Origin of the sequence: Streptomyces iranensis (assembly GCF_017874715.1) — a bacterium.
GTDB classification, from domain to species: Bacteria; Actinomycetota; Actinomycetes; order Streptomycetales; family Streptomycetaceae; genus Streptomyces; species Streptomyces iranensis.
Genome location: NZ_JAGGLR010000001.1, coordinates 744,125 through 758,801, shown reverse-complemented (window position 1 = coordinate 758,801; position 14,677 = coordinate 744,125). Strand labels below are relative to the sequence as shown.

Sequence of the window (14,677 nt, the reverse complement as noted above, 5' to 3'; positions counted from 1 at the left end):
CGGCACGAACAGCTTACGTGTAGGTCACCCTGAGCTCCTTGATCCCGTTCAGCCAGGCCGAGCGCAGCCGCCGGGGCTCACCCGTGAGCCGGATGTCCGGAAGGGTGTCCGCGATGGCGTTGAAAATCAGCCGGATCTCCAGCTCCGCCAGGCTCTTGCCGAGGCAGAAGTGCGGTCCGCCGCCGCCGAAGCCGAGGTGGGGGTTGGGGTCACGGGTGATGTCGAAGGTCTCGGGGCGGTCGAAGACCTCGGGGTCGTTGTTGGCGGAGGAGTAGAACACGCCGACCCGCTGACCCGCCTCGATGCGCTGTCCGCCGAGCTCGGTGTCCTGGGTGGCGGTGCGCTGGAAGGACATCACGGGGGTGGCCCAGCGCACGATCTCGTCGGCGGCGGTGGCGGGGCGCTCGGCCTTGAACAGCTCCCACTGGTCGGGGTGGGTGAGGAAGGCGTGCATCCCGTGGCTGATGGCGTTGCGCGTGGTCTCGTTCCCGGCGACGGCGAGCAGCAGTACGAAGAAGCCGAACTCGTCCGAGCCCAGATTGCCCTCGTCCTCGGCGGCCACCAGCCGGCTGACGATGTCCTTGGCCGGGCAGGCCTTGCGGTCGGCGGCGAGGTTCATGGAGTACGAGATCAGCTCCATGGCCGACTCGGCGCCGATCTCCTCGGTGATGGCCAGTTCGGGGTCGTCGTACGCGACCATCTTGTTGGACCAGTCGAAGATCTTGGACCGGTCCTGCTGGGGGATGCCGATGAGCTCGGCGATCGCCTGCAGTGGCAGTTCGCAGGCCACATCGGTGACGAAGTCCCCGCTGCCGCTCTCCCTGGCCCCGGCCACGATGCGGGTGGCGCGGTCGCGCAGGGCGTCCTCCAGGGCGCGGATGGCGCGCGGGGTGAAGCCGCGCTGGACGATCTGGCGGACCCGGGTGTGCTCGGGCGGGTCCATGTTCAGCATGATCAGCTTCTGGACGTCGATCTGATCCCGCTGGATGTGCTCGTTGAAGCGGATGATCGCGGTGTTGGCGTGGGAGGAGAAGATCTCCGGCCGGGTGGAGACCTCCTTGACATCGGCATGGCGGGTGACGGCCCAGTAGCCGTCGTCGTCGAAGCCGGCCACGCCATGTGGCTGGGGGATCCAGCACACGGGCGCCGTCTGCCGCAGCCGGGCGAGCTCCGGGAGTGGCACCCGATGCTGATGGAGGTCGGGGTCGGTGAGGTCAAAGCCTTCGGGGAGCGCTGGGCAGGACATCGGCCACTCCAGGGATCTGACGGCCTATCAGAAGTGTCCGCAAGGTAGTAACGGGTTCTACAAGTAGCAAGAGAAGTCGCGGCCATTGTTTCGGCGGATTGATGCCCTTGAGATCCGCTCAACCCCTGCACAACCCTTGCGCCGCCGGGCCGGGTCTCAGCAGACTGAGCTGAAGAACTAGAACGCGTACTAGTTCTGACGCGGGCGCTGCCGGGAGCCCCGCGGATGCGATGAGAGGACGAGACAGCCATGGCCGCCGAACCCGTCATCGTCGAAGCCGTCCGCACGCCCATCGGCAAGCGCGGAGGCGCGCTCGCCAACCTCCACCCCGCCTATCTGCTCGGCGAGACCTACCGCGAACTCCTCGCCCGCACCGGCATTCAGCCCGACTGCATCGAGCAGATCGTCGGCGGCACCGTCACCCACGCCGGGGAGCAGTCGATGAACCCCGCGCGCACCGCCTGGCTGACGATGGGGCTGCCGTACGAGACCGCGGCGACCACCGTGGACTGTCAGTGCGGCTCTTCGCAGCAAGCCAATCATATGGTGGCCAACATGGTCGCCACCGGTGTCATCGACATCGGCATCGGCTGCGGCGTCGAGGCCATGTCGCGGGTGCCGCTGGGCAGCGGCTCCAAACACGGGCCGGGCAAACCGTTCCCCGAGGAGTGGAACGTGGACCTGCCCAATCAGTTCCAGGCCGCCGAACGCATCGCCCGCAACCGCGGCCTGACCCGCGAACACGTCGACTCCCTCGGGCTGCTCTCCCAGGAGCGGGCGGCGCGGGCCTGGGCCGAGGAACGGTTCAAGCGCGAGACCTTCGCGGTGCAGGTGCCCACGACCGACGAGGAGCAGACGGCCGGCGAGGGCATGTGGCGCGCCGTCGACCGGGACGAGGGCCTGCGCGACACCAGTATGGAGGCGCTGGCCGGACTCAAGCCCATCATGCCCACCGCCGTGCACACCGCGGGCAACTCCTCCCAGATCTCCGACGGCGCCTGCGCGGTCCTGTGGGCCTCCAAGCGCATGGCCCGCGCCCTCAAACTCCGCCCCCGCGCCCGTATCGTGGCCCAGGCCCTGGTCGGCACCGATCCGCACTTCCACCTGGACGGGCCGATCGACGCCACGAAGGCGGTCCTGGGCAAGGCCGGGATGACCCTGAAGGACATCGACCTGATCGAGATCAACGAGGCGTTCGCCTCGGTGGTGCTGTCCTGGGCGCAGGTCTTCGAGCAGAACCTGGAGAAGGTGAACGTGAACGGCGGCGCGATCGCCCTGGGGCACCCGGTGGGGGCCACGGGGGCGCGCCTGATCACGACGGCGCTGCATGAACTGGAGCGCGCGGACAAGGAGTTCGCGCTCATCACGATGTGCGCGGGCGGGGCGCTGGCCACGGGCACGATTATCCAGCGGCTGTAGGCGGAGTCCCCCTGCTATGGTGCGCCGATGCCATCGGTCAAGCAGTTCCAAGTCACCTTCGACTGCGCGGAGCCCGCGCGCCTCGCCGGTTTTTGGTGCGAGGTGTTGGGGTACGTCGTACCGCCGGTCCCGGAGGGATTTGCCACATGGCAGGACTACCACCGCTCGCTGCCGCCCGAAGGCCAGGTCATCTACTTCGCGTGCAGTGATCCCTCGGGTGAGGGCCCGCGCCTGCTCTTCCAGCGCGTTCCCGAAGGGAAGGTCGTCAAGAATCGGGTGCACCTCGACGTGCGGGTCGGCGTCGGACTCGTGGGTGAAGAGCGCCTCGCCACGCTGGAGGCCGAATGCGCACGGCTGATCGCGCTCGGTGCGGTACACCTGCGAACGCTGCTTGCCGATGATGACGACGAGTCCTGCATCCTGATGCAGGACATCGAGGGCAACGAGTTCTGTCTCGACTGAGCGTCCTCCGCGAGGGCGAGTCGGCACCGGCGAGGGTGGACGGAGCCCTCACACCTCGCACCGCCAGATCAACCGCCTCCATGCGGTGATTGCCCGTCGGCGGGACTGTGGCTAAGAGGAGGTGTCGGGGGTGGGCCGGTCCTCGAACGTGGCCGGCGCCTCGAAGGCCGCGCGGCGGGTGGCGCGGCGGAGCGCTCGCAGCACCGGTCCGCCGAGGGTGAGGGTGAGCACCATCGTGACCACGGCGCGCGGCAGGTCCCAGCCCAGCGAGGTGGCCAGGCAGTACGCCGCGAAGCGGGTGAGGTTCTCGCCGAGTGGGTCGCCGGGGACGTAGGAGATCCCCGAGGCCATGCCCTGCATCAGGGTCCAGCCCTGGAGGTTCATGACCGTTCCGTAGGCCACGGACGCCACCGCCCCGTACCCCGCGAGCAGCAGCGACTCCGCCCGGCCGGGCGGCCGGGCGGCGCCGGGGAGCAGCCCCGCGCCCATCGCCACCCAGCCCATCGCCAGCATCTGGAACGGCATCCACGGGCCCACCCCGCCCGTGAGCAGCGCGGACGCGAACATCGACACGGCGCCGAGGACAAAGCCGAAACCGGGGCCCAGCACCCGCCCGGACAGCACCATCAGGAAGAACATCGGCTCGATCCCGGCCGTTCCCGCGCCCAGCGGCCGCAGGGCCGCCCCCGCCGCCGCCAGCACACCGAGCATCGCGACGGCCTTGGCGTCCAGACCGGTGTCCGCGATGGTCGCCACGACCACGGCAAGCAGGAGCGGGAGCAGTGCGGCGAACAGCCAGGGCGCGTCGGCCGCGTGGGTGGTGATCCCCGAGTCGCCCGGAGCGAACAGCGGCCAGCCGAAGGCGACGACACCGATCGCGGAGACGAGCGCGAGCGCCGCCACCGATCGCGGGCCGAGGCGTATGGCCTTCGTCCTGCCGCCGCGTCCCCGCTCCGCCCGGTGCGGCCCGCTCAGTGCTGTCCCGCTCATGGCGCTCCCTCCAGTGCCTCGCGTATCTGCGGCACCGTCAGCCACGGCAGTGGGGCCAGCACCTTGGCCACCTGTGGCGCGAAGGCGGGGGAGGAGACCACCACCTCGGCCGTGGGGCCGTCCGCGACCACCTCGCCCTCGGCCAGGATGACGACGCGGTGGGCGAGTTCGGCCGCGAGCTCCACATCGTGGGTGGCCAGTACGGTCGCGTGGCCGTCCGCGGCCAGTCCGCGTACCACCTCCACCAGGCGCGCCTTCGCCGCGTAGTCGAGCCCGCGCGTGGGCTCGTCGAGCAGCAGCAGGGGCGGACGGGCGGTGAGGATGACGGACAGGGCCAGCGCCAGCCGCTGTCCCTCCGACAGATCGCGCGGATGGGCGGTGTCCGCCACCTCCGGCAGCAGCCGGCCGACCAGCTCCCGGCAGGTCCCGGGCGCGGCGCCCGCGTCCTGGTCGGCCGCCGCGCACTCGGCGGCGACCGTGTCCGCGTAGAGCAGATCGCGCGGCTCCTGCGGTACGAGGCCGACCTGGCGCAGGAGCTGGGCGGGGCGGGTGCGGTGCGGTACGACCCGGTCCGGGCCGACCCGCACCGAGCCCGAGGCGGGTTCGTACAGCCCGACCAGGCAGGCCAGAAGCGTGGACTTGCCCGCCCCGTTGCGTCCCATCAGTGCCACCGTCTCGCCCGGCCGCACCGTCAGGTCCACCCCGCGCAGCGCCTCCACCCGGCCGTGGCGTACGGACAGCCTCGCCACCTCGCCCACCGGCCCGCCGGGCGGCGGATCGGCCACCGGCCGGGGGGCGAGCGGCGCGAGCCGTTCCCGCAGCGGCCCCGCCTTGCGGCGCGCGTCCCGTACGGACAGCGGCACCGGCGGCGGCCACCCGGCCAGGCCGCCCAGCGCCACCACGGGCGGCTGGACGGGCGACACCGGCAGCAGCTCGGCCGGGGTGCCGGTCAGCGGGGCGGCGCCGGGGGAGGGGAGCAGGATCATCTGGTCCGCGTACTGCACCACGCGTTCGAGGCGGTGTTCGGCCATCAGGACCGTGGTGCCCAGATCGTGCACCAGCCGCTGCAGCACGGCCAGCACCTCCTCGGCCGCGGCCGGGTCCAGCGCTGAGGTCGGCTCGTCCAGGACCAGGACACGGGGGTGGGTGGTGAGCACCGAGCCGATCGCCACACGCTGCCGCTGCCCGCCGGAGAGCGTGGCGATGGGACGGTCCCGCAACTCGGCGAGGCCCAGCAGGTCCAGCGTCTCCTCGACCCGGCGGCGCATGGTGTCCGGGGCGATGCCGAGCGACTCCATGCCGTACGCCAACTCGTCCTCGACGGTGTCGGTGACGAAGTGCGCGAGCGGGTCCTGGCCCACGGTGCCGACGACGTCGGCGAGTTCGCGCGGCTTGTGGGTACGGGTGTCCCGGCCCGCCACGGTGACGCGGCCGCGCAGGATGCCACCGGTGAAATGCGGTACGAGACCGGAGACGGCCCCGAGGAGTGTCGACTTACCGACCCCGGACGGGCCCACGAGCAGACACAGCTCCCCCTCGGGGACGGTCAGATCCACCGCCGCGAGGGCGGGCCGCGCCGCACCGTCGTAGTGGACCGACACCTGCTCAAAGCGGATCACTGCGTGCTGCCCTCCTCGGGCCCCGCCTCGGCTCGCGCGTCAGCGCGCTTGCCAGCGGGCGGGGTTTGTGCGGTGGGGTGGTGGTCGGGGGCGTCTGCCGGGTGCGAGCCGGGCGGCGTGTCGGGGCGCGGGTCGCGTCGCCGGATCCGCTCTCGGGCCGGTGCGGCGGGGGCCTCGTTCGCCGGAGCCGGCTCGCGGCCCGGCGCCGGCGCCGCGAACGCCGGGAGCAGACCCAGCAGCACCCCCGCCGCCGGCCACAGCGGCAGCGTCGGTGCGGTGAGCGGGACGACGGACGGCTGGAGGGCCTGTGGGGCGTACGAGGCGGCAGCGATCATCAGTGCCGCGACCGCCGCTCCCGACCCCGCCACCAGCCACGCCCGTACGCCCCAGCGGTCCGGGCGGTAGCGGCTGCGCACCGAGCGGCGGCCGCCCAGCCACAGACCGCCGAGCGCGGCGGCGAGTCCGGCGAGCAGCAGCGGCAGTCCGTAGCCCGCGCCCTCGGCCGCGAGCAGGCCGTACGTACCGCAGCAGACGCCGAGCAGCCCGCCCAGCGTCAGCGCGGTGGTGGTACGGGCGACGGCGGGCGGAACCTGGGCGGTGCGGCCGTAGCCGCGCGCGTCCATCGCCGCCGCCAGGGCCACCGAGCGTTCCAACGCGCCCTCCAGCACCGGAAGTCCGACCTGCAGCAGCGCCTTCACCCCGCGGTCGGGGCGGCCGCGCAGCCTACGGGCGGAGCGCAGCCGAGTCACGTCCGCCACCAGATGGGGTGCGAAGGTCATCGCCACCACGACCGCGACCCCGGCCTCGTAGAGCGCGCCGGGCAGCGACTTGAGCAGCCGCGCCGGGCTGGCGAGGGCGTTCGCGGCGCCGACGCAGATCAGCAGGGTGGCCAGCCGCAGCCCGTCGTACAGCGCGAACACCAATCCCTCGGCCGATACCCGGCCGCCGATGCGCACCCCCTGCGCCCAGTGGGGCAGCGGGACTTCGGGGAGCGTGAAGAGCACCCGCGTCCCGGGGATCGGCGAGCCGAGGAAGACCGCGAAGAACAGCCGGATGGCCAGCACCACGAGACCCAGCTTGAGGAACGCGGTGTACGAGCGGGCCCATGGCGCGTCCGTGCGGCGCACGGCCACCACATAGCCCGCGACCGCGATGAGCAGCCCGAGCAGCAGCGGGTTGGTGGTCCGGGACGCGGCCGTGGCCAGCCCGAGCGCCCACAGCCACCAGGCCCCGGCGTGCAGGGCGCTTCCGCCGCGCGGGGTACCGGCTCGCGGCCGGGTGCGGGACCTGGTGCGGAAGCGGAGGCCGGGGCGGCGCGGGGCCGTGGCCGGGGCGGTGCTGCGCGGTGGCATGGCGGTCTTCCGTGTACTCATCCGCGACGGCGGCGCGCCTGCCAGACCGCCGCGGCGCCGAGCAGCACGACGGCGGCGAGCCCGCCGATCAGCCCGGCCGAGGGGCCCGAGCCGCCGTCGTCCGCCTTGCCGCCGTCGCCCTTCGGGGCGGCGTGGGCGTCCACGGAGGTGCTCACCTTGTCCCCGCAGCCCGTCTCCGGATAGCCGGAGACGGCGCACAGCAGCGCCGCGGAGTTGTAGCGCAGCGGCTTCGCGACGGCGGCGAGTGCCTCCCCGGCGGACGCGTCCTCGCCGACCCGTGCGCACTCGGTGCGGGGCGCGGGCGGCGTCCGGCGGTCGGGTGCGTCGGTGGCCGTACCGAAGTCGATGACCACCGCGACCCGTTTGGTGCCGTCCGTGGCGGGGGTGTCGGCACAGGCGGCGGCGAAATCGGCCATGCCGCGCGGCCGGGTGGCGTCGTCGGAGTCCTCGCTGACCGCGAAGCGGAAACCGATCATGTCACCATCACCGGGCCGCGCGGAGGAGGGCCCCTGCGTGGCATAGCTCCAACTGCCGCCGTCCCCGCCCCGCTGCCAGAACGACCAGTAGCGATACCCGTCGGCGGCCTGCGCGGGCGCCGCGCCGAGCATCGGGAACAGGGCGACGACGGGCAGTGCCAGGGCGACGACGGGCAGTGCCAAGGCGGCGGCGGACAGCAACAGCCGGGCCGCACGGCCGCACCAGGCGAAACGCGCGCGGATGTGTGGGACGGAAGCCGCGTCCGCGCGTGGGGCCGTGGCCGCCGGCGCGTGCGGGGGCGACGCCGCCTGGGCGTGCGTGGGGGGTGCCGCGTCCGCGCGCCGGGCCTGGGCCGCGCGGGCGCGCGGTACCGGTGCCGAGGAGGCGTACCGGACCCGTGCCGCGCGGGTGCGCGGGACCCGAGCCGCCCCGGTGCGGACCGGTGCCACATCTGTGCGTGGGCTCAAAGCTGTCGCCTCTTCCGGCCGCTCAGGAGGAAGCCGATGCCCATACCGGCGACCGTGCAGACGCCGACCGTCCACCAGACGCCGCCGACTCCGTCGTCGTCGTCCTTCTTCTCCTCACCCTTGCCGTTCCCGTCCGACTCCGCGCCCGGGGCCGCCGCCTCGGGCTTCGGGCCGGTGGCGGTCAACTGCCGTACGAGGTCGGCGCCGCCGAAGTCGCGGGGGTCGGCGCCGGCCGCGTGGGCCGCGAGGATCAGTTTGGCGAGGGCGCCGGGGTCGCCCTTGGCCCAGGCCGCCGCGCCGCTGTCCTTGCTCTGGAGCCACTGCAGGGGCTTGCCCGCGGCCGCGCTGTGTTCCCCGGCGGCGAGCGCGACCACCGCGTCGGCCGTGCCGCCGAAGTCGGGCTGGTCCTTGGCGCCGGGCATCGCGGACTTCAGGTGCGCATCGGTGTCGGACATGACGCGGGAGAGGTGGGCCAGCGCGGCCTCGGCGGCGTCCTTCGGGGTGTCGGCCCCGTCCTTCCCCTTTTCGCAGCGCAGCGGCTTCGGCTCGGCGCCGCCGTCCTTGCCGACGGTCTCGAAGACGAAGCCCTTGCCCCGCGCGGCCAGCGCGGCGCTCGCGGTGGCCAGCTCGTTGGCGACGGGCTTGCCCTTGGCGGCCGTGTACGCGAACGCCCCGCGCTCCGCCGCCTTCGCCGAGCAGTCCAGTTGCAGGCCGAGCAGTGCGTCGTACGGGGTCTTGCCGCCCTTGCCCGGGGCCGACGTCACCTTCGCCGGGTCCTGGCCGGTGGCGGCGAAGGCGCCGACCGCCGCGGCGGTGGAGTTGGCGTCGCTCGGGCCGCCCGGGTTCATGCCCCAGCCGCCGTCCTCGTTCTGGTGGCGCTTCAGCCAGCCGATGCCCTTCTCCACGGTGCCGGAGCGCCCGCCCACCGCGGCCAGCGCCTGGACCGCCGCCGCCGTCGCGTCCGTGAACTCGCCCTTCTCCGGGTCGCAACGCTTGGACGTGTCCGCGCGGTACGCCGCGAAGCCGCCGTCCTCGCAACTCTGCCCGGCCAGCCAGTCGATGGCCGACTTCGCCGGGGTGACGCCCACCGCGTCCTGGGCGAGCAGCGCCAGCGACTGTCGCCACACCCCGTCGAACTTCGGGTCCTTGGCGCCGTAGAGCCCCTCGGCACGCCCGGCCGGGCCGCCGTCGGCCACGGCGGCGGGCGCGGCGGCCGCGCCCAGTGCGCAGAGGGAAAGAGCCGCCACGCTGCGGCGAATGTTCATGGCTGTGGTGCCTCTCGGTCGGTGGACGGGCGCACGCAGCCGCGCACGGCCGTCCAGCCGCGCCGCACGCGGAACACACTCCGCGGCACGCCTGGCACCCGGCTCAGCTCCGCATACCTCGACGGTGCCGCCACCGGTCGTCCGGCGGCGGGAGCCTGCGTCGTCGCGCCCGCCCGGGTGTTCCGGCTCGTACGCCCCGCGGGGCGCGCTCACGGTTGCGGGTCAGCGCCGGAATCGCACCGGCTTCCCCCGATCGGACGCGTATGAAGTTTACGGACAGCTTATCCGCCGACTTGTCGGGCGCCTTCAGCCGCCCATGGACGGGGCCGATCGACGGCCTTCGCCTCGGACGACCGCGAGACAGCGCGTCGTCGTGCCGTCCCCCTCCTCGATATCACGGCGGTGCGCGAAGCCGAGCCGGGTGAGCAGGGCCAACGACGCCTCGTTGGCCGCCATGACCGTGGCGTGCACCTCGCTCAGCCCGAGCGTGCCGAAGCCGTGACCGACGACCGCCTCGGTCAGCTCGGTCCCCAGACCGCGCCCCCACGCCTCCGGCGCCAGCGCGTAGACGATCTCGTGGCCGCCGACGGCCTCGGTCGGCTTGATCTCGGCGTGGCCGACGTACCGGCCGTCCGCGCGGACGGCCCATACGTCGAACAGCCGCCGGGCGTAGACCTCGGTGAAGATCCGCCCGAACAGCGCCCGGTCCTCGGCCTCCGGGGCGAGCCTCCTGACAGCCCCCGCTCCCGGCCGCCGTCCGCTACCCGCGGCGCCACCACTGGGCCAGGGACTTCCACCAGCGGCGCCGGGCCTCGTGCTCGGCGCCGGACTCGGGCTCCGGTTCCGTGGTGGCGGACGCGGTGTCCGGCGAGGGCGCGGTCCCGCCGGGACCGTCGTCCGGGGCGTCCGTCCGGGCGACCGCGGGCGTCTTGCCCACGGCCCCCGAGATAACCGCGGTCGCCGCCGCCGCCATCTCGGCCAGCGCCTCATCGGTCTTCGCGGCCGTCCGCGGGAAGCGCACCGGCAGCGCGGCCAGGGCCCGGTGGAAGGGGCCGGGCCGCCACTCCAACCGGTCGGCGGGGACGGCGAGTTCGAGATCGGGCAGCCGATCGAGCAGCTTCTCGATGGCGACGGAGGCGATCAGCTGGGCCGGGTCCTTCGCGGGGCAGGTGTGCGGGCCGGCGCTCCACGCCAGATGCGCCCGGTTGCCGCGCCGGTTCGACAGCAGATACGGGTCGTTGTTGGCGGCCGCCAGGCTGATGACGACGGGGTCGCCCTTGGACAGCCGGTGTCCGTCGACAGTGACGTCATGGCGCGGGTAGTGGACGCAGAAGTTGGCCAGCGGCGGGTCCTTCCACAGGACCTCGTTGAGCGCGTCCTCGATCAGCATGGTGCCGCCCGCGAGATCGCCCCGGAACCGTTCGTCCGACAGCAGGAGCAGCAGCCCGTTGCAGATCAGGTTCTGCTGGGGCTGGGTGCCCGCGCCGACCAGGACGACGATCTGGTGGATCAGCTCCTCGTCGGTGAGCTCGGCGGGGTGGGCGATCAGCCAGGACGTCATGTCCGGGCCCGGATTCTCCCGCTTGAGGGCGATGAGCTGGAAGAGGGTCTCCGCGAGGAGCGCGTTGGCCTGCTCGGAGTCCTCGGTGACGTCGAAGAGCGCCGAGAGCGCCCGCACCAGCTTGTCGCTCAGCTCGGGCGGGCAGCCGAAGAGCTGGTTGAAGACGAGCAGGGGGAGCCGGGCGGAGTACTCCTTGAGCAGATCGGCCTCGCCCTTGGGGCCGAAGAGGTCGATAAGGAAGTCGGCGCTCCGTTCCACGTAGCGGCGCAGCGCGTGGATGTCCAGGCGGTCGAGGGTGTCGGAGATCGCCGCGCGCAGCCGGTGATGCTGCTCGCCGTCGCTGCACAGCGCGTTCGGCCGGTACATCATCATCGGCACCACGGGGTTGTCCATGGGGATGGTGCCGTCGGTGAGCGCCTGCCAGTGGCGCGCGTCCTTGGAGAACGTCTCGGGGCCGCGCAGGATGTCCAGCGCGGTCTGATAGCTGGTCACGAGCGAGACGGGGACGCCGGGCGCCAGCTCCACGGGCGCGATGCGTCCGTGTTCCCGCAGGCGGGCGTAGGTGGCGGACGGGTCGGCGGCGAACTCGGGGCCGTGCAGCGACTCGAGCCCGTATCCGGCCGGGGCCTGGCCGGAGTGGGCGGGGCAGCCCGGGGGCGGTGTCGGATCGGCGGCCGGATCTGCCGGGCCTGCTGCCGGATCGGCCGTCGGAGTCGGGTCGGAATCTCGGGTGGGGCTCGTCACGCATGCTCCTGCTGATACGGCTGTTACGGGGGGTGTGCGGCTGTGTGCGCCAGGCCGGGTAAGGCTAGCTTCCGGTCCGTCGCACCGGCACCCCATACGTCACTCAAATCGCTTGGTACATCACAGGATCGCTGCCCGGTACCGCTTCCGCCCTGCCCAGCTTCACCAGCCGGCGCAGATGGGCCTCCGCCTCCGAGACCGCGATATTGCGGGAGCCGAAGGGGATCTGCTCCCACGGGCGGTTCCACTCCATGGCCTCGGCCAGCCGCCACGGGGTGAGCGGGGTGGTGAGCAGCGCCAGCAGCCCGGCCAGCCGCTCCTCGTGGTGGTCCAGCAGCGCCCGCACCCGCGCCGGGGCGTCGGTGAACGCGTACTGATGGGCGGGGAGCACCTCGGCGGGGGCGAGGGCGGCGATGCGTTCGAGGGAGTCGAGGTAGTCGCCGAGGGGGTCGGTGACGGTCATGTCGTCGGGGTCCTCGTAGAGCCCGATATGGGGGGTGATCCCGGGCAGCAGATGGTCCCCGGAGAACAGGCGGCCATGGCCGGGCGGGGCCTCACCGGCCGCCGGATGGGCCTCTTCGAGGTGGAGGCAGACATGGCCGGGGGTGTGGCCGGGGGTCCAGATGGCGCGCAGCCGCCGGCCCGCCAGATCGAGGAGTTCACCGGGGACGATCTCGCGGTCGGGGAGCGCGGCCCGCTGCCCCGGGAGGCTCGTACGGCCGGCCGCGCGGGTGGCGCGCAGTGGGGCCAGATGCTCCTCGGGTGCCCCGGCCGCGGCGAGCTTCTCCTCCAGATAGTCCAGCCAGCGGGAGGGCTCGGCCTCCCGGGTGCGCCGGACCACCTGGGCGTCGGCGGTGTGCATGGCGATCCACGCCCCGGACGCCTCCCGCACCTGGCCGGACAGCCCGTGGTGGTCGGGGTGGTGATGGGTGACGAGGACGCCGTGGACATCGGCGACGGAGGCGCCGCACGCGGCGAGCCCGGCGGTGAGGGTGTCCCAGGCCGTGGGGTCGTCCCAGCCGGTGTCGATCAGGACGGGGCCGCGGTCGGTGTCGAGGAGGTGGACCAGGGTGTGCCCGAGCGGGTTGTCGGGGATCGGGACCGGGATGCTCCACACCCCGCCGCCATGGTCGGTCACCCGCGTCACCTGCGCCATCGGCTCCCCCTCTCCTCGACACAAGCATTGCCCACTATAGCTAGAACTGGTATCAGTTCTGATGCAGCGTCAGATATTGGCTGCCTCTGTTGGCGGGCCCGACCCCGGGCGGGCCGACCGTACCCACCCGTACCCCTCAGTCATCGGCCGGAAGGCATCAGCGATGGACGACCTCATCGAGCACGGGCAGCTCTTCATCGGCGGCGCGCTGGCCGATCCGGCGGGCGAGGACACCATCGAGGTCGTCTCGCCGCACACCGAGCAGATCATCGGCCGGGTGCCGCACGCCTCCCGCGCCGATGTGGACCGGGCCGTCGCGGCGGCGCGGACGGCGTTCGACGAGGGCCCCTGGGCCCGGACCAGCCTGGACGAGCGGATCGCGGTGGTCACCCGGATCAAGGACGCCATCGCCGTACGCCATGAGGAGATCGCCCGGGTCATCAGCGCGCAGAACGGCTCCCCGTACTCCTGGAGCGTCCTCGCCCAGGCGCTCGGCGCGATGATGGTGTGGGACGCGGCCATCACCGTGGCCCGCGACTTCGTCTACGAGGAGCGGCGGGCCGGGGTGCTCGGCCCGCTGCTGGTGCGGCGGGAGCCGGTCGGGGTGGTCGCGGCCGTGGTGCCGTGGAACGTACCGCAGTTCGTGGCGGCCGCGAAGCTGGCGCCCGCGCTGCTCGCGGGGTGCTCGGTGATCCTCAAACCGTCGCCCGAGACACCGCTGGACTCCTACATCCTGGCGGAGATCGCGGCCGGGGCGGGGCTGCCCGAGGGGGTGCTGTCGATCCTTCCGGCCGACCGCGAGGTCAGCGAGTACCTGGTCGGCCACCCGGGCGTGGACAAGGTGTCGTTCACCGGTTCGGTCGCGGCCGGCAAGCGGGTGATGGAGGTGGCCTCGCGCCATCTGACCCGGGTCACGCTGGAGCTGGGCGGCAAGTCGGCGGCGGTGATCCTGCCGGACGCGGACCTGGAGGCGGCCGTCGCCGGGATCGTGCCCAACGCCTGGATGAACAACGGACAGGCGTGTGTGGCCCAGACCCGGATCCTCGCGCCGCGCGCCCGCTACGACGAGCTCGCCGAGCGGTTCGCGGCCGCCGCCTCCGCCCTGGTCGTCGGCGACCCGCTGGATCCGGCCACTCAGGTCGGGCCGCTGGTGGCGCGGCGGCAGCAGAAGCGGTCGCTGGACTACATCGCGCTGGGTCAGCGGGAGGGCGCCAAGGTGCTGACCGGCGGCGGCCGTCCGGCGGCCCAGCAGACCGGCTGGTACGTGGAGCCCACGCTCTTCGGCGACGTCGGCAACGACATGCGGATCGCCCGTGAGGAGATCTTTGGCCCGGTGATCTGTCTGCTGCCGTACGGGGACGAGGAGGAGGCGGCCCGGATCGCCAATGACTCCGACTACGGGCTGTCCGGCTCCGTCTGGACGGCGGACGTCGGGCACGGCATCGACTTCGCACGGCGCGTCCGCACCGGCACCTACTCGGTCAACACCTTCAGCCTCGACATGCTCGGGCCGTTCGGTGGCTACAAGAACTCCGGTCTGGGCCGGGAGTTCGGCCCGGAGGGGTTCTCCGCGTACCTGGAGCACAAGATGATCCACCTGCCCCAGGGGTGGGACGGGGAGCCGAGCTGATGGGGGACCGCTGGCGGATCGAGGTGGACCGCGGCGTGTGCATCGGCTCGGGGATGTGCGTGAGCACCGCCCCCGGCGGCTTCCGGCTCGACGGGGCGCGGCAGTCGCATCCGGTCGAGACGGAGGCCGACGCCTCCGAGGCGGTGCTCGCGGCGGCCGAGGGCTGCCCGGTCGAGGCGATCGCCATCCGGCTGTCGGAAACCGGTGAACAGGTCTTTCCCCCCGACGAGTAGCTCTCCTGGCCGCCGCCCGCCGGTTCAGCAGCCCT

At 73.0% G+C, this 14,677-nt stretch carries 12 protein-coding genes, 1 pseudogene and 1 riboswitch; of the genes and pseudogenes, 4 read left to right on the top strand and 9 right to left on the bottom strand.

Annotated elements, in window-relative coordinates:
• Nucleotides 1-13: 13 nt before the first annotated feature.
• Nucleotides 14-1,246, bottom strand: a complete 1,233-nt coding sequence (locus tag J2Z30_RS03305; protein WP_044576132.1) for a cytochrome P450 — start codon at nucleotides 1,244-1,246, stop codon at nucleotides 14-16.
• Nucleotides 1,247-1,495: 249 nt separating this feature from the next.
• Between J2Z30_RS03305 and J2Z30_RS03300 the strand changes: the two genes are divergently transcribed.
• Together J2Z30_RS03300 and J2Z30_RS03295 are read left to right on the top strand one after the other, a co-directional pair.
• The gene (locus J2Z30_RS03300) at nucleotides 1,496-2,665 is read left to right on the top strand and encodes a steroid 3-ketoacyl-CoA thiolase (protein WP_044576134.1); all 1,170 of its coding nucleotides are present in this window, start codon (nucleotides 1,496-1,498) and stop codon (nucleotides 2,663-2,665) included.
• Between the two features lie 27 nt (nucleotides 2,666-2,692).
• Nucleotides 2,693-3,127, top strand: coding sequence for a VOC family protein (locus tag J2Z30_RS03295; protein WP_044576137.1), 435 nt, complete (start codon nucleotides 2,693-2,695; stop codon nucleotides 3,125-3,127).
• A 111-nt stretch (nucleotides 3,128-3,238) separates the two neighbouring features.
• On the opposite strand, the gene J2Z30_RS03290 is transcribed toward J2Z30_RS03295, so the two are convergent.
• The 8 genes and pseudogenes from J2Z30_RS03290 to J2Z30_RS03255 all read right to left on the bottom strand — a co-directional run bounded on the left by J2Z30_RS03290 (nucleotide 3,239) and on the right by J2Z30_RS03255 (nucleotide 12,779).
• The gene (locus J2Z30_RS03290; protein ID WP_044576139.1) at nucleotides 3,239-4,117 is read right to left on the bottom strand and encodes an ECF transporter S component; all 879 of its coding nucleotides are present in this window, start codon (nucleotides 4,115-4,117) and stop codon (nucleotides 3,239-3,241) included.
• Complete coding sequence (locus J2Z30_RS03285; RefSeq protein WP_044576142.1) at nucleotides 4,114-5,736, bottom strand: ABC transporter ATP-binding protein; 1,623 nt, start codon at nucleotides 5,734-5,736, stop codon at nucleotides 4,114-4,116. The genes J2Z30_RS03290 and J2Z30_RS03285 overlap by 4 nt, the downstream gene beginning before the upstream one ends.
• Nucleotides 5,733-7,088, bottom strand: a complete 1,356-nt coding sequence (locus J2Z30_RS03280) for an energy-coupling factor transporter transmembrane component T (protein WP_245387444.1) — start codon at nucleotides 7,086-7,088, stop codon at nucleotides 5,733-5,735. The genes J2Z30_RS03285 and J2Z30_RS03280 overlap by 4 nt, the downstream gene beginning before the upstream one ends.
• Before the next feature lie 17 nt (nucleotides 7,089-7,105).
• Nucleotides 7,106-7,717, bottom strand: a complete 612-nt coding sequence (locus J2Z30_RS03275) for an SCO2322 family protein (RefSeq protein ID WP_107073565.1) — start codon at nucleotides 7,715-7,717, stop codon at nucleotides 7,106-7,108.
• Between the two features lie 332 nt (nucleotides 7,718-8,049).
• A complete protein-coding gene (locus J2Z30_RS03270; RefSeq protein WP_044576145.1) occupies nucleotides 8,050-9,318 on the bottom strand; it encodes an SCO2321 family membrane protein in 1,269 nt (422 codons plus the stop codon).
• 175 nt (nucleotides 9,319-9,493) lie between these two features.
• Nucleotides 9,494-9,568: riboswitch (cobalamin riboswitch) on the bottom strand.
• A gap of 56 nt (nucleotides 9,569-9,624) precedes the next feature.
• Nucleotides 9,625-10,041: pseudogene (locus tag J2Z30_RS03265) on the bottom strand (GNAT family N-acetyltransferase); the annotation flags it as partial.
• 37 nt (nucleotides 10,042-10,078) lie between these two features.
• Nucleotides 10,079-11,623: a cytochrome P450 gene (locus J2Z30_RS03260; RefSeq protein ID WP_052701615.1), complete on the bottom strand. Its 1,545-nt coding sequence runs from the start codon at nucleotides 11,621-11,623 to the stop codon at nucleotides 10,079-10,081.
• A gap of 103 nt (nucleotides 11,624-11,726) precedes the next feature.
• The gene (locus J2Z30_RS03255) at nucleotides 11,727-12,779 is read right to left on the bottom strand and encodes a Strvi_7410 family MBL fold metallo-hydrolase (protein WP_044576146.1); all 1,053 of its coding nucleotides are present in this window, start codon (nucleotides 12,777-12,779) and stop codon (nucleotides 11,727-11,729) included.
• 163 nt (nucleotides 12,780-12,942) lie between these two features.
• Here J2Z30_RS03255 and J2Z30_RS03250 point away from each other — a divergent pair, with 163 nt between their 5' ends.
• Both J2Z30_RS03250 and J2Z30_RS03245 read left to right on the top strand, forming a co-directional pair.
• Nucleotides 12,943-14,409 (top strand): aldehyde dehydrogenase, encoded by a 1,467-nt coding sequence (locus tag J2Z30_RS03250; protein WP_044576149.1) that lies wholly within the window; start codon nucleotides 12,943-12,945, stop codon nucleotides 14,407-14,409.
• The gene (locus J2Z30_RS03245; RefSeq protein ID WP_037947116.1) at nucleotides 14,409-14,642 is read left to right on the top strand and encodes a ferredoxin; all 234 of its coding nucleotides are present in this window, start codon (nucleotides 14,409-14,411) and stop codon (nucleotides 14,640-14,642) included. The genes J2Z30_RS03250 and J2Z30_RS03245 overlap by 1 nt, the downstream gene beginning before the upstream one ends.
• Nucleotides 14,643-14,677 lie beyond the last annotated feature (35 nt).

Coding starts and splice junctions, on each gene's coding strand:
- J2Z30_RS03250 (WP_044576149.1), top strand. CDS start 12,943: ATGGACGACCTCATCGAGCACGGGCAGCTCTTCATCGGCGGCGCGCTG.
- J2Z30_RS03295 (WP_044576137.1), top strand. CDS start 2,693: ATGCCATCGGTCAAGCAGTTCCAAGTCACCTTCGACTGCGCGGAGCCC.
- J2Z30_RS03290 (WP_044576139.1), bottom strand. CDS start 4,117: ATGAGCGGGACAGCACTGAGCGGGCCGCACCGGGCGGAGCGGGGACGC.
- J2Z30_RS03255 (WP_044576146.1), bottom strand. CDS start 12,779: ATGGCGCAGGTGACGCGGGTGACCGACCATGGCGGCGGGGTGTGGAGC.
- J2Z30_RS03305 (WP_044576132.1), bottom strand. CDS start 1,246: ATGTCCTGCCCAGCGCTCCCCGAAGGCTTTGACCTCACCGACCCCGAC.
- J2Z30_RS03300 (WP_044576134.1), top strand. CDS start 1,496: ATGGCCGCCGAACCCGTCATCGTCGAAGCCGTCCGCACGCCCATCGGC.
- J2Z30_RS03275 (WP_107073565.1), bottom strand. CDS start 7,717: ATGCTCGGCGCGGCGCCCGCGCAGGCCGCCGACGGGTATCGCTACTGG.
- J2Z30_RS03245 (WP_037947116.1), top strand. CDS start 14,409: ATGGGGGACCGCTGGCGGATCGAGGTGGACCGCGGCGTGTGCATCGGC.
- J2Z30_RS03280 (WP_245387444.1), bottom strand. CDS start 7,088: ATGCCACCGCGCAGCACCGCCCCGGCCACGGCCCCGCGCCGCCCCGGC.
- J2Z30_RS03270 (WP_044576145.1), bottom strand. CDS start 9,318: ATGAACATTCGCCGCAGCGTGGCGGCTCTTTCCCTCTGCGCACTGGGC.